This window comes from Trinickia sp. HAY1-2D (genome assembly GCF_056754935.1).
The window spans coordinates 1-24,399 of the sequence record NZ_JBPGWX010000002.1 but is presented as its reverse complement, the minus strand read 5'-3'; the positions used below and the strand labels follow the sequence as shown (position 1 = coordinate 24,399).

At 61.5% G+C, this 24,399-nt stretch carries 10 protein-coding genes and 1 pseudogene; 4 read left to right on the top strand and 7 right to left on the bottom strand.

All coding sequences use genetic code 11. The features are described from left to right. Positions 1–234: 234 nt before the first annotated feature. The 6 genes and pseudogenes from ACR9ZC_RS06980 to ACR9ZC_RS06955 all read right to left on the bottom strand — a co-directional run. A pseudogene (locus ACR9ZC_RS06980) lies at positions 235–10,376 on the bottom strand (two-partner secretion domain-containing protein); the annotation flags it as partial. Between the two features lie 86 nt (positions 10,377–10,462). Beyond that, on the bottom strand, positions 10,463–11,050 hold the full coding sequence (locus ACR9ZC_RS06975; RefSeq protein ID WP_331572841.1) for a hypothetical protein: 588 nt from the start codon (positions 11,048–11,050) through the stop codon (positions 10,463–10,465). A gap of 62 nt (positions 11,051–11,112) precedes the next feature. Then, a complete protein-coding gene (locus ACR9ZC_RS06970) occupies positions 11,113–11,682 on the bottom strand; it encodes a hypothetical protein (protein ID WP_440562151.1) in 570 nt (189 codons plus the stop codon). Between the two features lie 85 nt (positions 11,683–11,767). Further along, positions 11,768–12,640 (bottom strand): peptidylprolyl isomerase, encoded by an 873-nt coding sequence (locus ACR9ZC_RS06965; protein ID WP_481579756.1) that lies wholly within the window; start codon positions 12,638–12,640, stop codon positions 11,768–11,770. Between the two features lie 82 nt (positions 12,641–12,722). After that, positions 12,723–14,534 carry a ShlB/FhaC/HecB family hemolysin secretion/activation protein gene (locus ACR9ZC_RS06960; protein WP_481579755.1) on the bottom strand — a complete coding sequence of 604 codons (1,812 nt, stop codon included), beginning with the start codon at positions 14,532–14,534 and terminating at the stop codon, positions 12,723–12,725. Beyond that, positions 14,519–16,687 (bottom strand): two-partner secretion domain-containing protein, encoded by a 2,169-nt coding sequence (locus ACR9ZC_RS06955; protein ID WP_481579754.1) that lies wholly within the window; start codon positions 16,685–16,687, stop codon positions 14,519–14,521. Before ACR9ZC_RS06955 ends, ACR9ZC_RS06960 begins: the two co-directional genes overlap by 16 nt. Positions 16,688–17,297: 610 nt before the next feature. Here ACR9ZC_RS06955 and ACR9ZC_RS06950 point away from each other — a divergent pair. Next, a complete protein-coding gene (locus ACR9ZC_RS06950) occupies positions 17,298–17,903 on the top strand; it encodes a ParB/Srx family N-terminal domain-containing protein (RefSeq protein WP_331571526.1) in 606 nt (201 codons plus the stop codon). A 125-nt stretch (positions 17,904–18,028) separates the two neighbouring features. Here the strand turns inward: ACR9ZC_RS06950 and ACR9ZC_RS06945 are convergent, their stop codons facing one another. Continuing rightward, positions 18,029–18,481: a DUF4410 domain-containing protein gene (locus ACR9ZC_RS06945; protein WP_481579753.1), complete on the bottom strand. Its 453-nt coding sequence runs from the start codon at positions 18,479–18,481 to the stop codon at positions 18,029–18,031. A 453-nt stretch (positions 18,482–18,934) separates the two neighbouring features. On the opposite strand from ACR9ZC_RS06945, the gene ACR9ZC_RS06940 reads away from it, so the two are divergent. The 3 genes from ACR9ZC_RS06940 to ACR9ZC_RS06930 all read left to right on the top strand — a co-directional run. Continuing rightward, a complete protein-coding gene (locus tag ACR9ZC_RS06940) occupies positions 18,935–21,487 on the top strand; it encodes a type VI secretion system Vgr family protein (RefSeq protein WP_481579752.1) in 2,553 nt (850 codons plus the stop codon). An 8-nt stretch (positions 21,488–21,495) separates the two neighbouring features. After that, complete coding sequence (locus ACR9ZC_RS06935) at positions 21,496–22,299, top strand: DUF4123 domain-containing protein (RefSeq protein ID WP_481579751.1); 804 nt, start codon at positions 21,496–21,498, stop codon at positions 22,297–22,299. 36 nt (positions 22,300–22,335) lie between these two features. Beyond that, a partial coding sequence (locus ACR9ZC_RS06930; protein WP_481579750.1) for a T6SS effector BTH_I2691 family protein occupies positions 22,336–24,399 on the top strand: 2,064 nt, incomplete at its 3' end.

Below are 24,399 nucleotides of genomic sequence, written 5' to 3'. Positions count from 1 at the left end.
TGCAGGCACATCCGCACCGTTCGTCGCCTGAATGATAAATGACTGCAGTGCCGGATTGGGCGCGCCAGGCACCTGCGCCCAAATCTTTTGTCCTGTCGAGGAATCAACACCAGCCGGCAACCACGTGGTCCCGTCATTTGGTGGCACCGATCCTTCGGTTGTCGCTGCAGCCCCGGTCTCCGACACACCAGCCTGCCGGTAGCCCATTTGAGCCAGCTGATTCGCAACATCGGTAGTCGTCAGGGGCGATCCATCTGCGTTGGTAATCCCCTTCGCGTTTGCTGCGGCTGCCAGTTGCTTCGTGAGCGGCTGCTCTTCAGAATGCAACACCCGATTGTTCAGCGTCTCGTTTTGAGCCGCCGTTGCCCCTGCCGCTGCGTTCTGCCCTGCGAGCCCTGCGGCGAGTCCACCGATGATCGTGGATGCTCCCGCCAACGCAGCTACCTGTCCTGGCGACCAGGGTACGCGATTGCCGTTGCTGTCAGTCGGATCTGGGATCAGCGACGTGAACGCCGCACTCGTCGCCCCACCAATGGCGCCCCCGGCGCATCCCGTTCCTTCCGCTGCAGACGCAGCACATCCCAGCACGCCGTGCGCCGCAATATCGAGCAGATGACCTTGCAGACCATTCCCGAAGCCGCCCTGCTCATTAAACGTGCCTATCCCGCCGGCAGCCACCGCCGCCAAACTGCTAACAACGCTGTTTTCCAGCACTTGGCCGAAGCTGCCACCATAGGCAATCGTATTGACCGTTGCTGAAACGAGCCCGGTTCCCACCACCTCGAGGGCGCCCTGGGCAATCTCCGCCATGCTTGCCGCGCCGCTAATCAAGTCACCGCCCACTTGCGACAGCGGCAGATTATTCAGCCCTAAGCCCTGATCCAAACCCTGCACCGCCCACGCAACGGCCCCCGCCTCCAGCACCTGCCCAAAGCTAAACCCTTGCCCGCTCGAAAGCTGATTGATCGTCGATGACACCATCGCACCCAACACAGGCATGCCCATCGCCGACAAGGCGACCGCTGCGGCCATCGCTGCGAGCTGATCGAAGCCAAACCCGCCTTCCTTCACAAAATCCGTATGCAGATGATCGGTCAACGTCATCTGCGTGAAGCTGCCCCCAACTGCTGCGCAAGCGCAGCCGTCATCTGCTGTGTGCCCGCCTGATCCAGCGTGCCATCCGCGTTGAGCTTTTGCAGCGCCCCGCCTATCTGGCTCAGCGTCTGCACGTTCAGGTCCATGTTCGCCGCGCTCATGAACCCGCCCGGCTGCACCACTGTCCCCGTGGTGTCGATGTAGCCGCCCTTGACGCTGCTCCAAATCTGCCCAACGTCGACTTGGTTCGCCTGGTTCGTCAGCGTCGAGGTATTTACCGTGAGGGTGTCGGACGCCGAAATCGTGCCCGTATTGAGAATGCTGCCGTGACCGTCTTGATTGAAGTCGAGCGTGACGTCCTGACCGATGATGTTGCCGCCCGCCGACAAGGCGCTGCTCGAACTCGACGGCAAATACACCTGCGGCATCAGTGCGGTGACCGTCTTGCACGTTACGATGCCCGTCGATACACAACTCGGGTCCGGTACCGTCTGCTCGACGTACCAAAGCATCGGCTTGCTCAGCTCGTTGATCTGCGCCTGACTCAGCGCAACGCCGAGCTGCAAATTGTTTTGCTTCGCGTAGTCGAGCGCGTTCTGGTACAGAATGCCCTTTTCCTGATCCGTGACCGAAAGACCGTTCGTGCGGTCGTAGGACAATCCCCCAATAAAGCTCGCCTGCCCCGTTTGCTTCAGCGCTGCTTGCTGCAGCATGAGGTCCTCGGCCTCGGGGTTGTAATAGAACAGCGTCGAGCTCGGTTGCAGGCTCGCGGGCAGCTCACTCAAGAGTTGCTGAGGGCCGAGCGTCGCTGCGGAGCCGCCGAGCACACCCGCCATATACGATGCCTGTCCCGGCACAGCCGACGCCCCAGTGCCGCCCGAGCCCGTCGTACCCAGCTTCAGCCCCGGCAAGTTGACCGGGCTCAGCGAGATGACCTGCGACGGACCATCCACGCGCGGCGTATAGGTATTGGCCGTCGTGATGCCGTTGATGAGGCTTTGCCCCGTCAACCGCACATTGGTGCCGATCACATTGCCGACGTTTTGAATGACGCCGTTCGACGAAATGGAAAGGTTCGGCGCCTGAATCGTCGCCGCGATATTGCCCACCGGCTGCGGTGGATCGATCGTGCCGCCTACGTTCGTATACGCGCTGCCATAAAGCGCCGTACACTCCGCAGCCGACCCGCACGCCCAGATATCGTGGCGCTTGTCGCTGCTGAACATCCCCGTTTCTTGCACCCAGTGCGAATGCCAGTAGGCGTTCAACGTCTGGGCTTCATTCACCACCGGTCCAGCAACGGAGATCGTCGCGTTGTTGCCCGCCGCGATCAAGCTGCCGATGTTCGTCAAACTCCCGGCGGTGATTTGCAGGTTGTTGCCTGCACTGATGACCGAGGAGTCACCCGATTGCTGGTCGACGTAGCCTTCGCAATAGCTCTCCTTGTAGCCGCCCGCGGTCATGCAGCCGGAATAAGCTTCCTTCGATCCATAGTTCTCATGCACCGGAACCGGGGGTGGCAACGTATTCGTCACCGCACCCGAGACGTTCAGCGTGATGTTGTTGCCGGCAATGATGTTGCCCGATGTGTTGGTCAAACTGGACGCGGGCGTAGTGGAAGTCGCCGTCGTCCCGACGCCGCCAATCACGATGTCGTGACCGGCGAGCAGACTCCCGTATGTGTTGCTGATTTGCCCCGCCGAGATCACGAGATCGTTTCCAGCGTAGATCGTCGCGCTTTGCTGAGCGTATGAGAACGATGTCGTCGCTGGATTGGCGCCGCGCAGCCCGGTGCCGGCAGCACATTCCGTCCCGCTTACGCCCGTGGCACATCCCGGCTGCGTCGAGGTGCTCGTGTTGTATTGGCCTTGATTACTGAATGACTGCGTGCCGCTTACGTTGACGTTGTTCCCGGCATAGAGCAAACCGCCGTTGACGAGATTGCCGCCCGATAACGTCAAATTCTGACCCGCGATAATCTGGCCTTGCGCTCCGAAATACGTGTCGGTGCTAGTGGCGCTAGGGGGCACGCTTGCCGTCGAATTCGGCGTGACGTATGACTCCGGAATCACTGTGCCGGAGATACCCGCGCTCTGCGTGCCATAAATACCGATCGCGCCCAACGCATTCAACTGCGCCATGAATGCGTTCAGTTGAGCCTGGTCGACCACGTCGACGGTTGTCGTCATGGCGTTGCCAACCGGGGCGTTATTCAGAGACTGCAAATTCAGGTTGACGTCCAACCCTGCAGAAATGGTGCTGCCAGAGTTCGACAGCAAGCCCGTCGCAATGTTGACGCTGCCGCCCGCGGCGATAACACCGGGCGACACGGCCCCGGGCGATGTCGTGGTTCGATCGATACCCGGTAATGCGATCGTTTGAGTCTGACCGCCGCCGTTCGTGTTTCCGACTTCAACGTTCTGGCAATCAGACGATCCGAAGCACGGATTGTATGCACCAATCTCGACTTGAATGGTGCCACTCGCAAGGTTTGGCTCGAGCGTATTGATCGTCGCGTTAGTGGTGGCCGTGGAGTAGATGCAGTCGCCATGAGTGGACCCCATACAGCCCGCCGACGTCAGCGTACCAATAACGATATTCGTTACCAGGCTCGGGTCAGCCGATGCGCCGACCAACTGAGTTTGCGTTTGACTCGCCCCTTGCAACGCATCGTTGATGACCGCGCCCGCGTTGATGTTGATATTGCCCGCAGCGGTGATCGAGCCGGCCGTGTTGTAGACCGTCGCACCAGTGTTTAACGTGACATTGCCGTTGGCTTGCGTCGTACCGTACTGGTTGTCGAAATTGCCGGCACCATTGAAAACGAGGTTGCCTGCGCTCTCCACCGTCCCGCGATTTGTAACGCTGCCATTAAGCGTCAGCACATCGCCCGCATGCATGACCGCATTGACGACATTGTTCAGCGTGCCATTGAAGGTGACGTCCTGCCCCTTCACCGTGCCGCTGTTCGTAAATATCCCACCGGTGGAGATAGTCAACGGCGCGGTCCCCTCGATCGTCCCGCCGTTCGTCATCCCCCCGAGCGCATTGAGCGTTACCCCCTGGCCACCGTAATCCCACGTCCCCGCCACATTGATGCTGCCCGCAGTGATCGTCAGCTGACCACCCTGACTGATCGTGCCCAACGACGGATCGATCGCGGCATTCACCGCAGTCAGACCCAAATTCCGCTGAGCCAGCAACTGCCCGCTCGCATTGGCAAACGCACTGCCACCACCGTTGATCGTCAACGACAAATCGCCCGTGGTCGGCGCATTCGTCGTGTTCGGATCGCCTGCGAAGATCAGGCCGTTTTGATTGTTCAGCGTGCCCGTGTTGATCGTCAGGCTATCGAGCCCCATCAACGACCCACCGACATTCGACAACGCACCCGCGACCGTCACGTTCGTCGACTTGCCGTTCACGAGCCCCGCGTTGCTGAAGTTCGTCGCCGTGATCGAGGTCGTCGAAGTCGACGCCAACGACGCATTTGCCGCGTTCGTCAGGTTCTGCGCCGATACCGTCAGCGCGCCGCCTGCCAGCACGTTACTCGCGTTATAAAGCCCGCCTTGCGAAGCAAGCGTAGCCGCCCCCACCACATCGACGGCGCTGCCCGAGAGCGTCAGTTGATGGCTCGCCTGCGCGTTCAGCGCTCCACCGACAATCGCGTTGCCCAACGTCACATTCGTGCCGCTGACCTGCAGGTTCTGCGACGACACAAGCGTTGCCTGGCTCGCATCGAGCGTCCCTTGCGCACCCACCGTGATGTTCTTCGAGCCGCTCGCCGTGCCCGAAAGCGTCACGTTACCGCCTGCGAGTCCAAGCTCGCCCGCCACCGTGCTCGAGCCGCTCAGCGTCAACGTCTGACCCGCGGTCAGGTTCACGTCGCCGTTGGCCGATACGCCCGCGACATTCACATTCCCGGCCGTGCCTTTGACCGTGACGTTGCCGACCGACGCAATACCACCCGCCGCCGACACATTATGTGCAGCCTCCAGATCGGCGATGCCGCCCGATTGAACCGGGCCGCTGAACGCGACACTGCCGCCGGTCGATTTAGCGGTGACGTTACCCACCGCCGTCGTAGCCCCGAACGACATGTCGCCGGCCGACGTCGCGGTGAACTGTCCCGCGCCGTCCACCGCGCCAAGCGTGATACCTGCGCCGGATGTGATCCCGATGTCGCCGGCAAACGTGAGCGAGCCACCGCCGTTCATCGCGCCGCCGGAACTCAGCGTCGCCGCGCCCAAACCAAATAGCGCGTTCGTGAGCGTCATGGCGCCGCCGGAGCTCAGCGACGTATTGCCGTTGATCAGTCCGCCCGCGAGCGCCAGCGATCCCCCTGCACTTGCTTTGAGATTGCCGACCGTCGACAGAGAACCGCCCACGGCCACGTTTCCTGCTGTCGCCGTCAAGGTTGTATCGGCGTTGGCCGACACCGTGCCGCTGGCCGTCACATTGCGGCCAGCCGAAACGGACAACCCGCCTCCCGTCGTCAGCGCACCCGCAAAGCTCGCATCGCGCGTCGCAGCGACCGCCACCGTATTTCCCGCAGTCAATGCCCCGTGAACCGCAACGTCGCCGATACCGTCGAAGCCGAGCGCCTGCATGGCCACGACCCCGGCCGCGTTCACCGTGCCGAGCGTCGCGCTGCCGCCAGCGTCCACCCACAGATTCGCGTTGGTCGCCGCGTTGCCCGTCGTGATACTGCCGTTCGTCGCACTCAACGTGATATCGCTGCCTGAGCCGATATCCGCGGTGGTCACGTTGCGACCCGCGCTCAACGTCGTCGCGTTGATGCTGTTGATCGCCCCGGCCACACTAACGTCACGCGCTGCCGCAAACGAAGTCGATCCGTACGCCGTGGCAGCCCCGCCCAACGTGACATCGCCCTGCCCAGCCAGGCCGTATGCGGTCACATTGAGGTCGCCCGCCAGTGCCTGCACCGTGCCGAGCCCGGCATTGTTACCCGCGACCACATCGACCGCGGCGCCTTGCAAGGAGCCCGTCAACGCGATGTTGTTATTCGCCACAACGCCGACCGCCTGACCGAAGGCGGCCGTGCCGGCCCCGGTGATGTCCTGCCCCGCAGAAAGCGTTCCGCTCGACTGTCCGGCAAGCGAGCCGTCGAGTGCGATGTTGCGCCCGGCTTCTACATCGATGCTGCCCGTCGCATTCGTTTGGCCTCCTAACCGCGTATCGATGCCCGAGGTGACGGTCAGCGCCCCCGATGTCGTCGTTGTGCCGTTCAGCGATGCGTTGCCCGTCTTCGCATCGATGCTCAAGTCGCCGGTCGAATTCACCGAGCCGGCAATGGTGACGTCGCGCTGAGCAACGAGCCCAACGGTCGAACTGCTGCCCACCGAACCCTGTACGAGCACATCGCGCGCAGCCGTCAGCGTGACCGCGCCGGCTGCGCTCGCCGTCCCCGCCACCGAGACGTCGCCCTCGCCCGCGTTGCCATTGGCCGTCACCGCGAGCGTCGTCGCCGACGTGATGTCATGCAGCGCCGCGTTGTTGCCGCCGGTGACTTGAATGGAATTCGCTTGCAGCAATCCGCTCAGGCCGATGTCGCGTTGTGCACTGAGCACCGCTGCCGAGGCGAACGATTGTGTGCCCGCACCCGTAATATCCTGCCCGGCAACGATCAACCCATTCCCCGCGCCGACGAGGGTTCCGTTGAGCATCACGTTCCGCCCGGCGCTCAGCGTCATGTCGCCGGTCGAAGTCGTGCTCGCGCCCGTCGACAGATCGAGCCCCGTCGTGATCGTGAGCGCGCCGCCGCTGTTGATGCCGCCCGTCGCGTTCAAGCTGCCGAGTTGCGCGTTCAGCGTCATGTCGGCCACGGACTCGACCGCCCCACCAATGGTGATGTCATTCAGCGCACCGACGCCGAGCGTCGAGCCCGCTGCGAGCTTGCCGCCGTTCGCCACGGCGACATTGCCGAATGCGGTGGCCGTCAACGCCTGAGCCGCCGAGACCGATCCATTGACGGTGAGATTGCCCGCGCCCGAGGTGCCGGCGCTCAAGCTCAGATTCGACGCCGACTGGGCGTTGTTAATGGCCAGATCGCTACCCGCGGAGACCTGAACCGTCTGCCCTTGAACGAGTCCGGTTTGTGCGACGTTGCGGTCCGCGCTGAGTATCGCGGCCTGCTGAAAGCCCAGTGTTCCGTTCCCGGTGATGTCTCGGCCTGCCGTCACCGTGCCGTTAGCTTGACCGTTGACGGTGCCCGTGATGTTGACGTCGCGTCCTGCTTGCAGCGCCGTGTCGAGCGTCACCGTCGTGGTGCCGCCAACGTTCACGTCGCGTCCGGCCGTCAGATTGACCGTCGCGCCGCCGACGAGCGTTCCCGTTACATTCAGGTCGTTGTTCGCAGACAGGGCGATCGTCGAACCGGCCTGGACATCCGCAAACGTGCCGGAACCACCGGCGCTCGTCTGGATGGTCGCGCCGCGCAACGACCCTGTCAGCAACGTATCGCCCGTCGAGTTCAAGTTCGCCGCGAGGCCGAACGCCAGTGCCGCGTCGCCGTTGATCGCACCGCCGGCGTTGATCGTCCCGTTGCCCTGGCCGACGAGCGTGCCGTTCATCAGCACGTCGCGGCCGGCGTGCAGCGTGACATCGCTGAGCGCCGAGGTCGCGCCCGTCCCGAGATCGATCGACTGAGCGGCGTTGATGCCGAGGTTGCCGCCCGACTGCATCTGCCCCGTGCTCGTCAGCGAGCCCGCCGTATTCGTCAGCGTCATGTCGCCGTTCGAGGCGACCGTGCCGGCGATCGTCGTATCGGTACCGGAGCTCACGGCCAGCGCGCCCGCGGTCTTCAAGGCGCCGTTGATCGACACCGTGCCGGCTGAATTCAGCGCGCCGTTCGAGAGCGATGCCACCGTCCCGTTGACCACGATGCTCCCGGTGCTGCCGGTACTCGTCGCCGATAGCGCGCCGTTGGCCTGGACGTTGTTCAACGTGATCGCATTGGCCGCGCTCATTGCGATCACGTTGCCTTGTAGCGAACCGGCTACCGAGAGATCGTGGCCGGCTGTGGCCGTCACGTCCTTCGCGATTCCGCTGGTGCCACCGACGGTAAGATCGCGCCCGGCGGTCAGCGCAGCGTTGCCCTGGCCCGCCAGGGTGCCGTTCACCGTCAGATCGTTGCCCGCGTTCAGCGTCGTGTCGCCAACCGCATTCGTCGTCCCTGCCAAAGCGACATCGTGCGCAGCTTGCGCGCTGAATGCGCCACCGCTCGTAATCGTGCCGATGGAAGCGGCGTCGCCTGTCGTGGCCGTCATCGACAAATCGCCGACCGATTGCACGGTGCCGGACGTGGCCACGGTCACGTTGCGTTGCCCGGTCAACGCCACCTGGGCCCCGCCGGCCAGCGTGCCGTTCACAATCACATCGTTCGCGGCCTGAACGGTTGCATTGCCAACCGAGGCAGCGTTGCCGTTGAACGTCACGTCTCCATTGCCGGCGAGACCGCGCGCCGTGATGCCCAACGCGCCGCCTGCCTGCACATCGGCAAACGTCGCACTGTTCGCCGCATCGACGTGCAAGTCGTTCGAAAGCAGCTTGCCCGTGATGTTGAGATCGTGCCCGCTCGTCACCGCGCCGCTTTGCCCGAACGCAATGGAACCGCTGCCCGTCAGGTCGCCTTGCGTCGTCACTGTACCGTTGCCCTGCACGATGACGACGCCCGGCACATCGAGCGTGCCGCTCGCGAGCGTCGCATCCGTGCCCACCAGCAGCGTGCCCGGCACACTGAGCGCACCGCCCACCGTCGCGTTGAGCGCCTTGCCGCTCGCCAGCGATCCCGTCAACAACACATCATGTCCGGCGGACAGCGTCACATTGTTTTGCGCGGTGGTCTGACCCGCGATCGTGACGTTGTTCCCAGCCGTAACCGATAAATCGGCCCCCGACTGCACGGTGCCATTCGACACCACGTCTCCGGCGGCATTCACGGTATACCCGCTGCCGGCCACGCCCGCACCCGAGACCGTGACATTCCCCGCACTCGTCATCGACACGTCCTGCTGTGCCGTATGACTCGCCACCGTCAAATCTCCGTTCGACGACAGCGTCAGATTTCCCGTCGTCGCCGACAACCCCGCGTCGGCCCGCACGCCCATGCCCGCCGCGGTACCGACCATCGCGATCTGGCCGGCCGTCATCGCCCCGAACGCGGTCGCGTCGATCGCATAACCCTGATTGGCGGCGCCGATTGCGGCCAGCGTGTTCGCGCTGCCATTGGCGCTCGTGGAATAGGTGGTGCCCGTTGCATCAACGACGCCGGGCTTCACGAGTTGATCGCCCGCAATCACATTGATGCGCGTGCCGGCGTATAACGGCGCATTGATGCCCACCGTTTCGCCGATTAGATCGATGGTGCCAACGGTACCTTCGATGCCCGAGCCCGGGCCATTCACGCCCGCATTGCCTTCGATCTGAATATGCCCACCCTTCACGTCGTAGGCGATGGCCTGACCGTTCGTGAAGTCCGTCACGGTGCCGCCCGTGCCGGTGAGGAATTGCGGCGCGCCTGTCGTGAGCGTCACGCCCGTCGTATTGGTGAAGCCCGCCCCGCGTACCGCGATGCCGTTCGGGTTCGCGATGATGACGCTCGCCGCCGCGCCGAAGACTTCGAGCGGGCCGGCCAATACGCTCGCGTAGCCCGCGCCTGTCGATGTCACCTGATTGAGAATGACGCTGGCCGTGCGTCCGTTCAGATTCGGGTTGGCACCCACGGTGCCGCCTGTGAGCGAAGTCCCGCTTTGCAAGCTGTTGTTCAGAATCAACCCAGCTGCGTCGATGTTGAACGTTTGATATTGATTGAGCGAAATGCCCGCGGCATTCGGTGCGGTGATGTTGACGACAGGCACGCCGCCACCGGCGCCCGTCGATTGCACGATCTGCGGTTGAAACGCGATTGGCGCAGTGGGATCGACGATCGGGGCGGCATTAGCCGCCTGCATTGCGATGCGCACTCGCAGGCGCAACGAAGCAATATCCTGAATCGCACGCCAGGCGTCGTCATCCAGCCGATGACTTCCCGCCGCCAGCACGCCCGCCGCCTGACGGCCGGTCTCGACCGTCACGGTAATCGGTCCGACGAACAGGGTCGCGGCAACGAACGCGCTCAGCGCGCGTTGCCAGCTGCGATAGCGGGCATGCATGCCGCTTTCCGGCATGCCCGTCTCGGCATTCGCTTGTAATGCGTCGGATGCGGCGCGTGCCTGCTCCAGACGCTGGAATACACCGCCCTGCCTTGCCCCGTTCGTCATTTTTATTCGCCAACGAGTTGTTTTGTTTTTACCGACTGCCCATTGCGTATTGCCGAGCCCGCGGCCACGGGCTCGGCTTTGTGCTATTACTTTTGCAACTTGGGCTCGTTCGCCAGCGCGGTCTGCAGTTTCGTCACTGCATCCGCAACCGCGAGCTGTCCGGCCAAACCGAAGTTGCGCTTGAATTCGCTGAATTCGGCGTGGCCCGTGCCCGTCACGTCCTCGACCACCACTTTCTGGCCCGTCGGATCGGTGATCGTGCAGGTCAGCGCGACGGTAAAGTCCGTCGGCGGCCACGTCAGCAGGCTAGGCGACGATGACTTCGTCGTGATCGACGGGACAACGACATAGTCGAGATGCTGCGCACGCATAGCTTCCGCATCCGGCGCTTTCTTCATCTTCGTGACGTTCTTGAACACATGTCCAAGACCGACGTAGATCGGAAGCTCCAGGTCGTGATACGGGTGGTAACTGACTTTGTCGCCTCCTCCGCCTGGCGTGATGACCTCGCGCGCGGACTCGTCTTCCGAAATCACCATGGCGACGCTCTTTTCGATGGGTTTCGTCGACAACTCAGGAAGCTTGGCGGGGTCGCCCGTCAACGAAATTTCGTGTGCGCAACCTGACAACGCTGCAATCATGCCAACTACTGCGATTTTGTGAATCAATGCCATTTTTTTGGTCCTCGTTTGCGTGGGGTGAAACGGTTTGTCGATCTCTAACGCGCTGCCTGCGCCTATTCGATTGCTTCGCGAAACGCTGGGTCCGCGTAAAGCTCGCCCAACAGCTTTTGAACAGCCAGGGGATATTCTTCGCGCGCTTTCGGGACCGCGATCATGGCCGCGAAAGCCGATTCCCACTGGGTATGGGCTGTCTTGACCTGGTCATATCGGATGGCGCCTCCGCGCGTGACGATAAAACGCGCGCTCAGCGCGGCCTCGCCAGTCGCCAAGCCGACATCCACGTGGTTTTCGATCAATGTCGCTTTGATCTCGACATCGGATTGCGGCGAAAGCTTGCCTGCCATCGTCAGCTCCTTTGTCATCGCATCGGCGAGATAGCTGCCGTACGAATCGCCAACCGGGGAGCGCATCACGTTCGCGCGCAGGGCAATCGGATAGTAGTTTTTGGTGCTCGACTGGGAGTCGAACGTGCCGACGCGCGCATGTGCGCCGGATGCATTCTTCAGGGCTTGAATGTTGTCGACCGACGCCGTGTAGGGCGGAGCCACGAAGCCACACGCGCTCAGCAGCGCAACAGGTATCGCGACAGCGACGAGGCGAGGAATACGTTTGTGTAAGTCCATATCGTTGGTCTCTTGTGGTTGAGGTTTTGTTGTCGAATGTCTCGTTTAAAAGCGCTGATCCCCGGGCTCGCCGCTTTTCAGCATCTCACTGCTCGATGTGCGCGCTTTTGACGAGCTCGGTCACGACCTGCGCCGTCGCCTTGGCCAACGCGACCTGCTCGAGTTCCTTGCGCAAGCCGTCCTTCGATTGATCGAGCGTCGGGATTTGCGTCTTGCGCATATCGTCCGCGCGCAAAATCCAAAAAGCGTCACCCACTTGCACCGGCGCACTCGAAACCGCCCCCTTCGGCAACTTCACGAGTGCCTCGGCAAGCGGCTGCGGCCAGTTCTGCGTACTGCCGGCCGTGATCGGCGTCTTGAACGACACCCAATTCAGCGCACCACCTTGCGCCGCGTTCGGCCCTTGGCTGTATTGCTTCGCGAGTTGCGCGAAATCGCCACCCTTCTTCAGTTGCTCGAGAATCGTCTTGGCAGTGGCCTCGTCCTTCACCGCAATCGCGCTCGGCTTGTACTCGTTTTCGCCGAGTGTCGCGACGATGGCGTCGTATTTCGATTTCACTTCGTCATCGGTGACGGGCGCGGGCTTCACGACATCCTTCAAATAGGCCTGCATCATCGCCGTCGTCTTCGTCTGCTCGACGATGGCCTGCACGTCGGCATGCGCGTCGTAATGCTGCTTTTGCGCCGCCTGGCGGAAAAGCTCGCGCGCGATCAACTGATTCTTCAGCGATGTCCGCAGCGCCGGCGTGTCGGGCTGCCGGCTTGCACGCACCGCCGCATCGAGATCCGCCGCCAGAATCGTCACTCCGTTCACGCGGGCGATCGCGCCTGCCGGCAACGGCGCACTGGCCGCGACAGGCGCCTGCGCCGAAGCCGATGCCGGCTTCTTCGCCGCAACGGCGGCTCCCGTCACTGCCAGTGCCGATACCATCAGCACTACGCGTACGCTGTTTTTCATGGTTGCTCTCAAGTTCTCGTTCATCGCCTCGTCCTTCCCCTCTCGGGATCAATCGGCATTCGCAGCTCGCGCATCTCGCGAGCTACGTCGCCAAGTTCAGTGTGAAAAGCACTACGCTCGCCTTGCGTCCCATCGCGGCAGGCTGCGTCAGTGCCTGTCCGGCGAGCAATTCGCCCGAAACCAGCCTCGCACGCACCTTCCATTGCGCGCGCACACCGGCGCCGGCTCCTATCAGCGTGGGCCAGCCGCCTTGGGCGACGAGATGTGCCTTGCCGCCGTCGACGAATACATAGGACTCCCAATGACCGTCGCGCCATGCCGGAGCATTGGTCCAGACGCATTCGTTGCGCAGATAAAACCCGCTATCGCCGCTGACGCTGCCCTGCGTGAAACCGCGCACCGTATCGCTGCCGCCGAGAAAGAGCTGTTCGTTGCCGAACAACGCATCGTGGCTGTATTGGCCGGTGAACGTCCCGCGATAAGTCCATGCTGTCGGCCCGATATGTCCTAACGGCATTTGCAGCGTGGCGCTTAAATCGAGACGCGTGAACTGCGCGTGCGCGTCGGCCTCGCCGATGCCATGCGCGTCGTGTACCGCGGCAAGCCACGGCACGCCCTGCGCCACCCCGGTTTCCGCGTTAAAGGCAGCGGGCTCGCCATGCGACGAGAAGTGCCAGAGGCCCGATACGCCCACACGGAGGACCGTCAGACTCTGCGGCGCGAGATCGATGTCATTGATGTCGCGTTCGGCGCGCAGCTTCGTCAGCGTCGCATCCACCGCGAAGCGCGACGCCGAAGACCGCGCAAACACGTAGTTCCAGCCGATGCTTTGACTGAAGGTGCGGCCCAGCAGCAACGCCGTATCGCCGATGGCCTGCTGATACTCGGATACCGAAGTCGTGTAGCTGAATGTGTGAAAGCCATACGGCACGGCAGCGGAGAAGACGAGCGCATTGCTGTCGGTCGTGCCGATGTAGGAGATCCCGAACGATTCCTGGAAGCCGAGCACGTTATCGGCTTCCGCACCCGCGCGATATCGCAGCGTTCCCGTCGATGAGGAACCATAGTTGTCGATGCCGAAGTTGTAGGCGAACCGCTTGCCGTAGGCGTTCTCGATGGCGACGATCGATTCGCCACTGGCCTGTCCCGGCAGGATCTGAATCTGTGCCTGGTTGCGCCGCAAGCGGTTGATCTGGTCCACGCCTTGTTCGAGATCGGGCAACCGCAGTACGTCGCCGACGCCCTCCGGAAACGCCCATGCGGTACCGGCATCCGTCAGCAATCCGCCGCCGCTCGTCTTCGGCAAGCCGCTCTTGGGCAGGGGCGGCGCGGGACGCAATGCTGCGCCGTTGAGCATGATGCCTTCGATGCGCCCCGGCACGACGGTGACCGACAGCGTGCCCGATGCCAGATTCTGCGGCGTGCTCAAATAGACGCGCGTGGTGATGTAGCTCTCGGCGATATAGGCCTCGGTCAAGCGCCGCAGCAGCAGATCGATTCGATTGCGGCCGAGGTGCTTGCCGATGAACGGATGCGCAACCGCATCGAGTTGTCGCGCGGACAACACCGTGTCGCCGGCAAAAACGACATGCTCAATGAGAAACGTCGGCCCGGTCTCCGGCAACGATTCGACGTCTGCGCCCGCTGGCAGATTCGGAATCGCGGGCAGCGCCCCGGGCGCCGCCTGAATCTGCGCCGGCGCGGCATCGAGTTCGCGCTGGCGTTGACGTGCCCGTTGCTCGTCGAGCAGGCGCTGCCCCGGGTCCTGCACGGTAGGCAGCGCGGGCGGCAAGCCAGGCGGCGGGGGCGTTTGCGCAGCCGCTTGCCATGCCGCGCTCACGAGCGCGCAGGCGGCCACGATACGAACGAGTGCCGTTCTCACAGACCGAGCCATGACACGAGCCCGACGTGATTACCGATTCCCATCGGTTGCCGATAAGGCGGAGCGATCGTGACGATGCCATTCGTTGCGCTCACACCCTTCGCTCCCGAAAACGCACCACCCTGTACGACACCCTGCCCGACAAGACGCACTTCGCCCGATGCAGCAGTGAAGAGCCCGCCGTCATCGGCCGCGTAAATCGCCGCCCAGCTATTGCCGAACCACGCCTTCAGCCCCGCGTTGCGGTTGTACGCGGTGTAGCCTCTCACCCCTTGCGCGGAGACGATGGGTGCGATGACGGTCACATTGCCGTTTTGTGAGTAGACGTTGCCGCCGACGTTGACGGCCTGCGTGCCGGCCGTAATCGCAATGTCATTGCTTGCCTCGATCGCCCCGCCGAACGATTGGATGGTGCTCGATGCGCTTTGATGGCAAACGATGAAGCAGGAGCGGCGAAACGATGCCGATCCGGTGAACATGGCTTGATTGACAACTTGTTGCTGCGCCGTGATCGCGATGTTTCCGCCGTTCGCGAGCAGCTTTCCGTCCGGCGTCTTGTCACCGTTCGCGATGACGCTGCCGCCCGCGTTGATGACGTTGCGGCCGGTTAGCGAGACGCTGCCGGCATCCGACACGATGTACGAGAGTTGCGCGGGCGCGGGCAGCGCGCCATAGTCGACTGAAAACCCGTCGTCGTTCGCAGCGAAAACGAGCCAGCGATGACCGTGGCTCGAGTAGCTCGTCAACTTGCCGCCATTTGCGCCTTCGGTATGGTCGATGACGTTATCGATATCGCCCTGAGCCGCAATCGACACGTTGTAGTTCGATTCGATACGCGCGTTGCGGTTGTTCACATTACCGCCCGCCGTCAGCGACACGTCGTCGTTGCTGCCGAAGATGACGCCGAGCGTCGAGGGCTGTGAGGTATCCGACGCATTCGTCACTTCGCCGGTGGCCGAGAGCGTGACAGCGCCCTTCGATTCGGTGTTGTTCTTGATGCGTGTTACGCCTTGGATCAGGCTGCTCGTATTGGCAATGTCGCCGGTACTCTTGATGAGAACACCGCCCGCTCCCGACGCGATCGTCGATTCGCTGACGCCCACGTTCGACGCCGAGAAGCCGCTGCTCGAGAACACGATGTCACCACCCGACTGAACGTGGGCGGCCGTCAGCGAGATCGCGCCGCCAGCCTGGGCGGTGATGCCACCGGCGGCCGCGATGCTGCTGCCCTGGAGCAGTTGAACGTCGCCCGCGGCACTGAGCGTGAAATCGCCGGCGTTTGCTACGAGCGTGCCCGCGCTGCGAACACCTGCACCGAGGTCGTTCGCAATGAGGCGGATGCTGCCTGCCGTGATGCTGCCCGTCGGCTCGACATCGATGGCGATGGCGTTCGGATTGGCGATCTGACTGTTGGCGAGCGAGAGCCAATCGTTGCCGTTGTCGTTGGGCGAGATTCCGGTATTCAGCGTGACCTGTGTCGTACCGGCCACCGCTCGCACGTATGCAGTGCCGGAACTGAAGCTGTTCTGTACCGGCCCGTTGATTTGAATCTGCTTCGCGATGAGCTCGAGCCCGATCAATGTACCGGCGAGCCCGCCGGAGCCGACCACGATGGTGCCGCCCTGTGTGTTCAATACGACGTTGCGCTGAAACTGGCCCGAGGCCAGTTGCACGTCGGAGAAGCTGACTTGGCCCGTCGTCAGTGCAACGTGACCCGTGTTGACGAACGAGCCACCATTGACGGTGATGCCGTTCGGGTTCGCGAGAATGACATTGGCTCGCGGGCCTGCAACCGTGATGTCGCCTTGAATCAGGCTTGGGTTCGTACCGGTGACCTGATTGACGATCGTGCGAGCGTTGATGCCCGAGTTGTCGAGCGTGGCGCCGGCTTTGCCGACGTTGAAGCTGGTGTAGGTGTTGTTGGACACGCCATAGACGGCGGGTGCGATTGCAACCGTCTGCCGGCCGTTCGCAGCGGTCGAGACAGTGGTGGCCGTGCCGCCATCAGCGACGATGCCTTGCGCGCCTGCGCCCTGCGCCGAATGCGATACGGCGATCGATAAAAGTACCGCAGTGCCCAGATATCGACCGAACCACGACGGCATCCTCCGTTGCGTATCGACCGTCTCACCCGTGAGCCCCGCACGGTGGTTACGGAATTGCATGGTCTTCTCTCTGCGCGTCGGCGGGGCCGTTTGTATCGCCTCTCGCTCATGCGCTTGTTATGCGAACTTCTTTTTGAAGAACCTCTTCGCCGCTGGCTTGAAACTGTCTGTGCCTATCGCCGCGGCAAACGAGGGAAATGCTATCAGACAAATCAGTTACCAATGGTTACAAAAATTCTTTCGAATTGAAAGGGTTCTGGCAGGCGACTCACGGCTTCGCCCAAGGTCGTTTGAATTTTGTAATGTTCGACGAGTGCAAGCCGATCCTTGCGACCACAGGCCACGTATCGCTCTGTAGCTGACGATCATCGACATCATGGCAAAATCATGTGCGCCAAATTCTTTCAAATTACTATCCATTTGTTTCCACTTCCTTTCTATGCTCGCTCGGCAAAGCACGTGTCTGCTGTTGCAAAAATCTGACTGTTTCCCGGCTGCGAGTCATGCGACGGATACCGCTCAACGCATCATTTGAGGAAGCAGCCGAATCGCCACAACCTCTTTGGAACGCTCGTTGCGTCAATACGGGTTGTCCATCCACGCATCGTTCACTGCGGGAAGAATGGCCGATTGCACAGATGACGGCCGGCGATCCCGAGGGGGGAAGGCAATGAAGGAATCTTCTGCCACGCTGCGCGATTTGCGCCCCACCCAGTTCGCAGTTGGCATGATTCACGTCAGACGAAAAATGGCCGAGACCCGCGCGGTTTGCGCCGATTCGCGCTATGCCTTCATGGAGCAGCGTGCGATTGCGGTCGTTCGCGGTCCCGGCAGCGTGCTGCATGTCATCGATCATCATCATTGGGCTCGAGCATGGATCGAACTGGGCATCGAACGCGCGCCGGTGCAGGTCAAGATGGATTTCCGCGACCTCGACGACATCGACTTCCTTGCGGCCATGATGGAGCGAGGTTGGGTCCATCCCTTCAACGAGCGGGGCGAAAAAGTCGACATCGGGACTTTGCCACCTTCGATAGCGCAGATGCCGGACGACCCGTATCAAAGCCTCGCGGCCTTTCTGCGCATCGCCCGTGTGTTTGAAAACCCCGGGGAGTTCAACGCAAAATTTGCATGGGCCGACTATCTGCGAGAACACGTCAGCGGCGACTCGGGGACGATCGAGGGATTTGCCGAGATGCTGGCGACGGCATTTCGCTTTGCGCATACCCCGGAAGCGCGAGCACTTCCGGGGTATCGTCCCGAGGCTGCGAGGTGAATGGGCTACGTCGCGGAGTTGCCTGTCGATCATATTTCTCGATATCAGGAGCTTGCGATAGCCGCCCACTGAGCCCCAGTAGTTCTTGAAAACGCCAAGGCCCTGTACTTAGGCCGCAGGCGCTCTTATTGACCCACGGACAAACCGGCAAGCTTGGCCACGCCGTTCGCTGCCTCGATGCCCACATCTTCTGCGACGACGTCGATCCCGTTGATGGTCGAATGAGCTTCGTCTTCGACCTCAAAATTCGCATCGCCAACATTGACGGTCGCTTTGATGTGATCGCGCCCGGCAAGAACGCCGAGCAGGACGCGCGCGACGCCCGATCGCGCGGCGTAGTCGGTAACGACGATCTTGACCGGCACGCCGCCCGGCCCGACCTTCACGCCTGCTTTTTTCGCTTGCTGGTCGAACGCGTCGATCAGCCCGGCGCGCACCGCCGCGCTGATCTCGTGACCATTGGTATCGAGGGTGGGCTCTGCCACGCCTGAACCCAAGCTCGTTTTCAATTGCTCATTGCCGGTATGCGCGGCATCGATATTCGGCTGCGTCGCCGCACAGCCTGCCAGCGTCAGCACAGCCACCGCCCCCGAGACTGCAAAAATCTTCGAGATCATCGTTTCCCTCGTTTGATTGGTTTTCGCATTCCATCCCCCCGTTTTGCATTGAGGACGGACACTGTCGATAACGGCAGATCGGGGACGAAATTAAGGGGGACTGAAAGGGGCGCGGCAGCGGCCTGCCGATCGCTATCGGCAACCCAATTGGAGAACGACGTCGCCAACGAGCTTGGCGTGCCGTCGGGATTCGACATAGCTCGGCAGGTGCCCGTCGGGTCATGTAAGGAAAAGATACCTGCCACGGCGCAGCTCGACGCCGCCTAAAACGTTTTCACCTGGCATAAATTCCCGAAAATAGTTAATAGTTTTTAAGATATTTTAGCCAGTGGCATAAGTCATTTCCATTACCAGCCATTTAATTTAAGATTCCATTTTTTTGATTGCCGATGTGTCTGGAAAGGGGTATTTGATATGGGTAGGTCAGCTCATTCGCTCATGCTCGAGACGGGAGTCGAGCAAGCCAACCGAACGCTGATACTGCAAACCCCGGACGGGACGCCTACGCTCTTGCCTCAGCGCGTGGTCGGTGAATCCCGTATCGGCCGAGGCTTTGAACTCATAATCGACCTCGTCTCGCGAGAGCGAACCCTCGAACTCAAAAAGTTGATGGGGCAGCCGGTCACGTTGTGGATTCTCCAGCCTGACGGCACGTATCTTCCTTATCACGGCTATGTATTCGCAACCCGCCGCCTCGGTGGAGACGGTGGCCTCACGTACTATCAGCTCTCGCTGTCGTCATGGATGCGATTTCTGCGGCACCGAAAGGACGCGAGAATTTTTCAAGACCTCACGACAGCCGGCATCATTGCGCAGGTATTCGAAGGCCATGCGCTCGCGAGGGGACATTACCGGTTCGAGGTCGGGGACGCGGGCGCCAAGCGCTCTTATTGCACACAGTACGAGACCGATGCGATCTTCGTCCACCGGCTGATGGAATCCGAAGGCTGGTTCACGTACATCGAACAAGCGAACGACGGGAAGTCACATACGGTCGTCATCACAGACGACATTGGCCGGTTCGGGCCGCTCGATTCGCAAGAGGTCACGTTTTATCGTGGCGAGAGAGAAGGCCGTATCGACACACTCGTGGAGTGGGACAGCGAGCGCATCGTCGAGAGCGTTGCATACGCGGTGCGCACGGCCGATTACAAGCTCCCGAGCACGCCGAGAGCGCGCGCCGGAACTTCCTGGGCGCAACGCGGCGGAGTGCCCCAAGAACTCGAGGTCTATGAGTACGCGGGGCACTACAGTTTTCCGGTGCGCGAGGGGGGCAGAGACCCGGGCGAACGCTATGTTCGCATTCGCCTCGAGGAGTTGGATTCGCGGAGCAAGCGATTTTTTGGCGTTGGCAGCGTACGGTGCATGGATGCGGGCCGGTGGTTCAGCTTGAAAGGCCATCCGGAGCATGACGCCGATAAAGCTCAAGACCAGGAATTTGCGACCATCGCCGTTCGTTGGTACATCCAGAATAATCTGCCGCTCGGCAACAGCCGCCCGTTTCCGCACAGCTTGCAGCGGCAAATGGCACGCGTTCGCGCGGAACACAAGGACCTCAAGACGGTGTTTACGTCGACCGATCCAACCGGCGGCGAAAGCTTCTTTCTCGTCGAAATCGAGGCGCAACGCAAGCGAGTCCCGTATCGGAGCCCGTTCGAGCACAAGAAGCCGGCAATGCATATGCAGACGGCAACGGTTGTCGGGCCGGCCAATGAAGAGGTGTACACCGATGAATTAAACCGTGTGAAGGTGCAGATGCATCGGGACCGGCTGGGGAACAAAGATCAGTCGTCTTCATGCTGGCTGCGCGTGGTTTCGCCGCATGCGGGGAGCACGTTCGGGGGCGTGTTCGTTCCAAGGGTAGGTCACGAAGTCGCCATCGACTATATCGACGGGGACTGCGACCGGCCCGTCGTCACGGGCGTGCTCTTCAACGGTATCAATACGCCGCACTGGCATACGAACGGCCTGTTGTCCGGCTTCAAGTCCAAGGAGTATGGCGGATACGGTTTCAATCAGCTCGTTTTCGATGACTCGACGGCACAAAGTCGCGCGCAACTTTATTGCTCGACGGCAAATTCATATCTCCACATCGGGTACCTCGTCGACCACAGCGGCAATACACGCGGGAATTACCTCGGCACGGGCTTCGACTTGAAGACCGACTCGTCGGGTACCGTACGCGCAGGACAAGGGCTTTACGTTTCGACTTATGCGCGCGGCGGCACATCGAGTCAGGCGCTCGATGCCAAGGAGGCGACTCGACATCTGATGGACTCGAGCGGCGTGATCCAGCGACGGTCGCTCGCGGCCGCAGACGGCCAGGCTGAGGGGCTGGATGAGGCGCAAAGCGCAATCAAAGACTTCGCCGCATCCACACAGAACGATGCTCAAGGAACGATGAGCGGTGGCCGCACCGCTGGCGGCGGCACGGGTGCTGCGAACTCGTTTTCGCAGCCCATCATGCTGCTGGCGAGCCCCTCCGGTATGGGATTGTCGGCTCAGCAATCGCTGCACGCAGCGGCTACCGAACATATCAACCTCGTGAGTGGCTCCAGCACGTATGTGTCGGCGGCGAAGTCCTGGATTGCGAGCGTCGGCGACAAGCTCAGCTTTTTCGTGCAAAACGCCGGTATCAAGTTGTTCGCAGGCAAAGGCAAAGTCGAACTCCAAGCGCAGTCGGACAACATCGAAATCACGGCTGACAAGACCGTGAAGGTTATTTCGACGGCTAGTGCTGTGGAGGTCACTGCGCAAAAAGAGATCACGCTCAAAGCGGGCGGCGCGACGATCCGACTGGCCGACGGCAACATCTATCTGCATGCGCCGGGAACGGTCGAGGTCAAGGGCGCACAGTTCGTGGTCGACGGACCGGCAAGTGAGAATGCCTCCGCGCAGCTCACAGCCGCCAAATCCTGCGCCCAGCAGATGGGCGCAGCGGCACAGTCCGGCGCTGCGCTCGTATAGGTCACGGCATGATTCACTATGTCATCGTTGAGCCCCTCAACGGCAAGCTCGAACTGCCGGGCGCGCCGCCTATTTACGACGTCGGCGAGTTCGTTCCCGAGACACGACCGGAGCTGGAGGGCACGGCGCCCATGCTGTATTGCGCTGAGCATCCTGACGAGCAGTTGCCGGCACTGCGTGAGCAAGCGGAACGCGACCGAGCCGCAGGAACGCCGCCGGTCATCTGCGCCATTCTCGAATGCGATAAAGCATCCACTCGATTGCGGCGGCATTTGGCGAACCGCCTGCTGCTGCCAAAGCCTACGGAAGGAACCTCAATTTTCCGGTTCTACGATCCGCGCGTGTTTGCGCATTTGCGATGGATACTGAAACCCGAACAACTCGGCGCGCTGATGGGGCCCGTGACGCGTTGGTCCTATCTCGACAGCGCGGCGGAATGGGTGAGACTCGAGGGCGCAAAAGCCCCGAACGAGGAGTTTGCAATTACGAAGGCGCAATACGAGCAAGTTACGCGCATCGAGGTCATCGAGCGGGCGCTTCAAATACTGCTTGGCAGCGGTGCGCCTCTCAAGCCCGGCATGCCTTCGCTGCTCGATGCGCAACTGGCGAAGGGCGAGATGTATGGCCGTTCTGGCGCTGACTTGCTCGCGTTCGCCCTGCACGGCGCGATCGTCTCTCCGTATTTCGACCGCCATCCTCGTGTGCGGACCGTGTTGCAGGCGCCTGACAAAGCGCCGTATGCGGAGACCGTCGCACGCTGGACGCAGGGCGATTGGGAAGCCATCGCGCGCGAAAGCATCCAGTACCAATGACCGCGGCATCGCCACACGTTTTAACGAAACAAGAATATGGCTTACGACTTCGATTTCTCGAATATCGGTCAGTTGACGACAGCGGCAATGCAGGCATCCACGCGCGAGCCCGGCAGCTGCAACATGTGCAAAAAGAAGGGCTTGCCCATCTTGCCGGTCCGTTACTCGGTGTTCGCCGATACGAAGGCGCACAGCGCCGCCGGCGCGATGAGACTCATGGGCGGAAGGTTCGGCGACGGGGTGACGAACATCGCGCTGAAAAAGGCCAAGTACGCGTTGCGCACGCTGCGCTACGGCTATGTGTACGTGTTCTATCCGAAGACCGGGCGTTGGCAAGCATATGCGGTGACTGTCGAAGGGAATCTGTACGAATACCCTCTCGATATGAATATCGACCGGAGCCTCGAACAGCCGTTCAACTGTCATCAGGCCGGACATGCGCAACTGGCGCAGTGCATCACTATCGAGGATGCCGAAAAGGCAGGCGTCGTCTATATCGCCTTCAGCGACGAGCGGTGGACGAAAAAGGTCCGCGACGCGTATGCATCGAACTTCATGGGCTGCCGCGACAAGCGAATGCAAAAGTTCGATGCAACGGGGTGGTTCGACGGCAGCACGCAGCAGCATCACGCGGATAGCGTGACACACGTTGCCGACCTGCTGAGCGAGTACAAGGCCAACCCTTCGGAGGCACTGACGACCGCCCTCTTCCCGTATCACAACCGCGCCGGACAAGGACCGGCGTTGAAGAAGGCGATGGACTCCATCACCCCTGAGAAAGGGCTCGTTTTCGCGCTCTGGGATCCGGTCGGGATCACGCAAGAATTGAACTTCGAACAGCGGCTGGCATTCGGGGCTGCGCTCGAGCCATACGGGCACGGGATCTGGACCGCGAGCGCCATCGATGCGTTGCACGAAGCCGTCGTTGCGTCGGCCAAGGAGGACGTCGAAAGCGGCTCGCGTCTGCTCGAGTCCAATGCCTATGAGGGGCTGGGCACAACTGCGATTTTTGACGGCGGGAAGCTGCTCGAAAAGCAGCTCAAGAGCATCGAGAAGATGAAGGAAGCGGATCTCGTCAGTGCCGGCCCCGAAGCGTGGAAACCGTATACGTTCCACTACCGGTCGCAAGCCATCGACGATTTCAAACGGAATATGGCTGCGAAGTTGGAGCAAGAGCAGACGAGTACGTTAGTGCCGCTTTCGCAGGACCACAAAGCTTGGCTAACCAGTGCTGCGCTGCTGGACGTTTTTCAATTCGACTACGAAGAGGGGAATTGCCGAAGCGGTGTGAGCTATACGAATATGCTCACGAACTGCATTGAGGGCGCGGCGGACCGCAAGGAGACGGTCGACGTGCTCGTCAAGTGGGCGAAGGGCGATGTCTCCGATAAGCGCAACCCGCTGCTGCGCGCGTTTGTGCTCAATCACCCGGTGTTGAGCGAGAAGGTCAAGGAGGCTTCAAGTTACCCCTATATCGAAATGCGGGAGTCCGTGGCGAAGCTCATCGAGGCTTATAGCAAGATCGAAGAGGTCGCCGAGATGGCCGACCGCAGCCTCAAAGGGATAATCGCAAGCTCGTTTGCACGTCTGCTGCACGAGGCCGGAGGGCCGATTGTCCAAGCTGTTAGTTCGAGTGTGGATGCGACGGCCGCAAAAGTGCTCTATGCGGCGATGTGTATGCGGACGAAAAAGCTGTTCGAGTTCAAAGCTTTGTGGGGTTCGCCCAATCAGTGGGTCTACTATATCGCTAGGCAGATGCAGGAAATGATGCCGGGACGGCAGAAAATTGATGTGGAGAAGGTGAAGAATCGGTTGCAAGAAAAGGCCCCGCCTGCCGGGGAGAAGGATTTGGAAGTCAAAGTAAAGCAGTTCGTGGCGGTGCAGAGCGCCGAAGAGGAAGCGGCAGCCCTGGCTAGCGTCAAGGCTCCGCCGAATGTGGCCCGGAAGATGGCTGCGGCGACGCTGACGCCGGATGTCGTCGAGAACATCTATATGCCAAAATTCCGGCTGGTTGCCAAAGGTGAACCGGGTTTCGCCGGCATCGGCGCAATATTCAATGCCATCAACTTGCGATTCGCCCGAGAGGAGTTGAAGAAATCC